Below are 5,295 nucleotides of genomic sequence, written 5' to 3' on the forward strand. Positions count from 1 at the left end.
AGAAGGCAAATTAGTTCGGGTTTTACTTAGACTAAAACACTTTTGTCCCACCCTCTTTTCCAGGATTCCCCACGCCTTTACTCTTTTCCGGATGAGATGAAAGTCGAACCCCTCATGATTTACGTTACATCCCTGCTTATCGCCCGACCGGCAACCCGGCCGCTGAAAAGGCATCCGCCCACGAATGTTCCTTCAAGGGCGCGGTAGCCATGCAGCCCTCCTCCGCCAAATCCAGATGCTTCACCTGCTGCGTACAAACCTGGAATGACATTACCGGAAGCATCGAGGACCCTGCCGTCCAGGTCCGTTTGCAGTCCGCCCAATGTTTTGCGGCTGACAATGTTTAACCTGACGGCGATGAGCGGCCCGTTTTTCGGATCGAGGATCTTATGGGGCCGAGCCACACGTATCAGTTTATCTCCAATATAATGGCGTGCTCCACGCATGGCGGTAATTTGAAGATCCTTTGTAAACGTATTGTCTATCTCACGGTCCCTTGCTTCTATTTGTCTCTTAATCTCTGTCAAATTTAGTAATCTTTCTCCAGTTAAGTTGTTCATACGGCTGACGAGATCTTCCAAATTATCAGATATGATGAAATCTTCCCCTTTATCCATAAAAGCTTGTACAGGTCCGGATGCTCCTGGAAGTGCCCTTCCCAAAACTTTGCGAAGACTTTTTCCGGTAAGGTCCGGATTTTGTTCTGAGCCTGACAGGGCGAATTCCTTTTCAATGATTTTTTGCGTAAGTATGAACCAGGAATAATCATAGCCTGTTTTCTGAATAGCCTCGAGCGTTCCCAATGTATCAAATCCAGGAAAGTTCGGTGCCTGGAATCTCTTCCCGGTTGCATCGAGCCAAATGGACGACGGGCCGGGCAGAATCCTGATCCCGTGATTACCCCACACCGGGTTCCAATTCGTAATGCCTTCTGTGTAGTGCCACATTCTGTCGCGATTGACAATCCTGCCTCCCGCTTCTTCCGTAATGCCAAGCATTCTCCCGTCAACATGTGCGGGGACGCCTGAAATCATCTTCACAGGAGGGCTTCCTAATCTTTCCGGCCAATTCTCCCTGATCAGATCATGGTTCGCCCCTATCCCTCCGCTCGATACCAGTACAGCTTGAGCAGAATACTTGAAGCTTCCGATCACGTCCCGGCTGCTGTCTTCTCCCCTGAGGGACGAACTCGGGACAAGGACCGAACCGGCCACTCCTGTAACCGATCCATTTTGACTGATGAGATGGTCCACACGGTGCCTGGGAAGATAAGTAACCAACCCTTTCTTCATATGTTCACTGACCCGTCTTTCAAATGGCTCGACAATTCCCGGTCCAGTCCCCCATACTATATGAAACCGCGGTACCGAATTTCCGTGCCCATCCGCAAGATGTCCGCCCCTTTCCGCCCAGCCTACAACCGGAAAGAACCGGATGCCCATCTCATGCAGCCAAGCACGTTTCTCACCTGAGGCAAAGTCGACATACGCTTCTGCCCATTTCCGTGCCCAGTAATCTTCATCCTCTTCTCTATCAAAGCCCGCTGTCCCGACCCAATCCTGCCAGGCCAATTCTTTTGAATCCTTTATCCCAAGCCTCCTCTGCTCCGGGGAATTTACTAGAAACAGCCCGCCGAATGACCACCAGGCCTGTCCTCCGAAAGAAGCTTCGGGTTCTTGATCGAGCAAAAGCACTTTTCTGCCGGCGTCAGCCGCTTCTGCTGCTGCAGTAAGACCTGCAATTCCGGCACCCACAACGATCACATCATACTCCATTTCATCCCACACTTCTTTCTCTCATACCTGTTATTACATAACGGTTTACGTCCATTAGTTTCAGTATAAACCTGGCCATGAATTGGGGTCAATTAATTATTTGAAAATTTATACAATTAACAACAGAACAGATTTTTATCTATATTGCTCCATCCCGGACTGTATTAAATCGTTGAAGCTGCCTTAGTTAAGATGAAAAACAACTGCACAAAAAAAGCAGCCGTAAAAGCTGCTTTTTCCACGCTCTATCGGATCTTGATCCTGTTCATTTCCGGCGGGGTAATACTTCCGCCTGATTGAATGATATAGGTGAAAAAGAATCTAATAGCGGCGGCCCTTCGACTTGCTTCGTTCCATTTTTAAAAGCTGTAAACCCGTCTCCTCCTGTGGCGAGGTAACTGGTCAATGCGACGGAATACACTTTTTCAGGCTGAATCTCATCCCTGCTGAATCGGTCATCTCTACCACTTTTTGACCTTGAGGGGCTTTCTGATCCCCTGTTCTTTAGTCACCTTCAACGTAGTACATCATTTTTAATAGGAGATTATAGTTTTGTAAAGAATGTGAATGATATTCCTGGTTCTTGTTGATAAAGTCATATATTTTGCCTCCCTTAATGTTCGGATTACCTCAAGTGAGATGCAACATTGCAGCTTTATAAGCTATTAAACTGGTAAGTGACCAGTATTCTATGAGTTTCAGGGGAAAATCATAGAGTTTCATCTATTTTTCTATGAGTTTTGGTCATTAATCTATGAGTCTAAGGCATTATTCTATGAACTTTCATGCATAATCACTCGTTTTTCCTTTTTTTTACACCCGCTCCCTCCTGACTCTAATTTATTTAGCTCAAAAAAAAGCCCATCCTATCAGCACGATTACTGATAGAATGAACTTCCGCTGCAATATTTACATTCCATATTTCTTTCTGTATTCATCATGTTTCGGCTGAAAAATGTCCTCTTCAGATTGTCTCACGTCTGAAAAATGATCCACATTGTAGTGACCATTAAGCGCATGATTATGATGCTGGATGATCTGTTCTCCCGACAATGCCGGTGAATCTTTCGTAGAATGGCCATCCGCCACCAGTGTCACGTCCATTCCGCTGACGGTTGCATACCTGACGGCTGTATCGATGCAATGCTCCGTTTGACAACCCATCACCACCACGTGTCCGATTTTTTCCTCTTTTAAAAAGCCGAGCAGCCCCGTGCCGTAAAAAGAATTCGTCGCCAGCTTATCAAAGGTGACAGCATGTTCAGGCACTTTGATTCCCCTATGTACCTGGAATCCGTCCCCCTTACCTCCTGCTACGTCGCGATCACGAACAAAAACGAGGCTCGCATCCGCTTCGACCGCCTTCCCGATGACGTGATTGATCGTTTCAATCAGTTTTTCCTTGTGAACCACCGGCTTTTCGTTATCGTTTCCTTCAATCAATTCCTGCTGTGCATCAATGACGAGCAATGCCTGCTTCAATACAATCTCCCCTTTTTATCAATTTCCTTCTACTATTATTAAGCGTTTTTGAATGTCTTTTCACGGAAACCGCCCCCTTTAGTTTTATGTATGTAATATTCGACTTGAAATAGGGAGAATCCTTCTATGTTCATATTATTGAAAAAATGAACAGGTAGGTTACTTGAACAAAAAAAGGTAAAATGAACTAAAAACGATAAGAGAAAGGTTGTTCCTTGATGACAAATAGTAAAACGAATCCAGAGGTTGATGCATTTTTAAATAAAGCCCAACAATGGAAAGCTGAATATGAAGCGTTGAGAAAGATTGTTCTTGACTGTGACCTGACTGAAGAGTTTAAGTGGATGCATCCCTGTTATACGCTTGAGAATAAAAACATCGTATTAATCCATGGATTTAAAGAATATTGTGCACTTCTTTTTCACAAAGGCTCCCTGTTGAAGGATTCTCATGGGATACTGATTCAACAGACGGAGAATGTGCAGTCCGCACGGCAGATACGGTTCTCCAATGCCGAGGAGATTATTGAAATGGAAGCCGTCTTGAAAGACTATATCCAACAAGCCATCGAAGTTGAAAAAGCCGGTCTGGAAGTGGTGTTCAAAAAGAACACGGATTACATAATTCCTGAAGAACTACAAACTAAGTTCGATGAATTCCCCCATTTGAAAACTGCTTTTGATGCCTTGACTCCGGGACGTCAAAGAGCATACATTCTTTATTTTTCAAAAGCAAAACAATCCAAGACCCGCGAATCAAGGGTTGAAAAATATATGCAGCATATCCTTGATGGGAAGGGATTGAATGATTAGGTAGCTTGTCAGTTATACATTTAAGTCAAAGGTTTGCAAAAACGATCATTGCCTGCTGGAATATCACTGACTCCCTGCGAGCTGAGTTGTAGAATTTGTTTTTCCCCATTCCTTTACGTTTTCATCTTTTTGTATCGGGACAATTGGGTTGAGAAGACACTGTGCGCCACTGAAGGACTGGGTGCAAATGTGGTGTTCGATTCAGTCGGATCTCCATTATCCGATAGTTTCTCTGCTACGAGAGTTGGCGGAACAGTTGTGTTTTTTGAGATGGCAGGTGGAGATCCTGAACCTGTGGATCCAAGAATGTTGATGGATACATCAAAAACGATCACCGACGGAGATTTGCGGAATGTCCTCACTTCATGCAAGGAAAGAATCACTCGTTCAAGCCAATTATTTGACCGGATTGTAAATGGTGATCTGAGGTGGCAGATCCGGTGTTATTCGATCTGAAAGACGGCAAGGAAGACCATGAACTGCTCGAAAGCCGCAAAAGTACCGGCAAAATCTTATTGATCCCATAAAAAAGAAGGCCCATACCGGACTGCCTAAAAGCGTTAGTCTGGAACGGGCCTTTCTTTTATTTATTCAACGTCAATGTTGCGACACATTCAACGTGAACGGTATGCGGGAAAAGATCCACCGGCTGAACGGCATCAAGCGTGTAGCCGAATGGTTCAAGTTCCTTGATATCCTCCGCGAATGTATCCGGGTTGCATGACACATACACAATTCGTTCAGGCTGGGAACGGCCGATTCTTCTCATGACTTTACCACCTGCACCAGAGCGCGGGGGATCGAGCATCAATAATTCCGGGTGGCCGAAGCTTTCCAGCACCTGGTCGATTCCTTTCCGTGCATCTTTTGCAAGGAAGTACGTGTTCGTGATTCCATTATCCTCAGCGTTACGCTTAGCGGACTCAATCGAGCTTTCGACGATTTCAATACCGGCAAGCTTTTCTACTCTGCTGGCAAATGGGAGGGAGAATGTACCCACCCCGCAGAAGAGGTCGATCATCTTCTCCGTCTTCTTCGGCTGGCTCATCTCAACCGCCAAGTCAACGAGTTTCTGCGCCTGCACCGGGTTCGTCTGGAAAAATGTATCAAACCAAAGGCGGAAACGGTATCCATCCATTTCGTCATTGATATAATCCCTTCCTGCAAGCAGATGAATTTTCTCTGCCTGCGTACGGTCCGCCCAGTCTGTGTTTTCCATCCAGAGG

5 protein-coding genes and 1 pseudogene are annotated in these 5,295 nt (G+C 45.6%); 2 read left to right on the forward strand and 4 right to left on the reverse strand.

Translation table 11 applies throughout. The features are described from left to right. Positions 1–119: 119 nt before the first annotated feature. The 3 genes from HP456_RS19385 to HP456_RS19395 form a co-directional block, all read right to left on the reverse strand. Complete coding sequence (locus HP456_RS19385; RefSeq protein WP_172254167.1) at positions 120–1,775, reverse strand: FAD-binding dehydrogenase; 1,656 nt, start codon at positions 1,773–1,775, stop codon at positions 120–122. Between the two features lie 265 nt (positions 1,776–2,040). Further along, positions 2,041–2,211, reverse strand: a complete 171-nt coding sequence (locus HP456_RS25690) for a 5'-nucleotidase C-terminal domain-containing protein (protein ID WP_376766241.1) — start codon at positions 2,209–2,211, stop codon at positions 2,041–2,043. Between the two features lie 473 nt (positions 2,212–2,684). Further along, positions 2,685–3,257, reverse strand: a complete 573-nt coding sequence (locus HP456_RS19395) for an isochorismatase family protein (protein ID WP_172254159.1) — start codon at positions 3,255–3,257, stop codon at positions 2,685–2,687. A gap of 218 nt (positions 3,258–3,475) precedes the next feature. Here HP456_RS19395 and HP456_RS19400 point away from each other — a divergent pair, with 218 nt between their 5' ends. Then, complete coding sequence (locus HP456_RS19400) at positions 3,476–4,069, forward strand: YdeI/OmpD-associated family protein (protein ID WP_172254161.1); 594 nt, start codon at positions 3,476–3,478, stop codon at positions 4,067–4,069. A gap of 123 nt (positions 4,070–4,192) precedes the next feature. Further along, positions 4,193–4,596, forward strand: a pseudogene (locus tag HP456_RS19405) (zinc-binding dehydrogenase); the annotation flags it as partial. A gap of 56 nt (positions 4,597–4,652) precedes the next feature. Here the strand turns inward: HP456_RS19405 and rlmD are convergent. Next, the coding region (rlmD, locus tag HP456_RS19410) for a 23S rRNA (uracil(1939)-C(5))-methyltransferase RlmD (protein WP_172254165.1) at positions 4,653–5,295 on the reverse strand (643 nt) is incomplete at its 5' end.

It is taken from the genome of Bacillus haikouensis (assembly GCF_013179555.1).
In the GTDB taxonomy this organism is placed as follows: domain Bacteria; phylum Bacillota; class Bacilli; order Bacillales; family Bacillaceae_B; genus Rossellomorea; species Rossellomorea haikouensis_A.

What these genes read in the sequence shown, in the direction of transcription:
- HP456_RS19385 (WP_172254167.1), bottom strand. Translation starts at nt 1,775, where the DNA reads ATGGAGTATGATGTGATCGTTGTGGGTGCCGGAATTGCAGGTCTTACT.
- HP456_RS19400 (WP_172254161.1), top strand. Translation starts at nt 3,476, where the DNA reads ATGACAAATAGTAAAACGAATCCAGAGGTTGATGCATTTTTAAATAAA.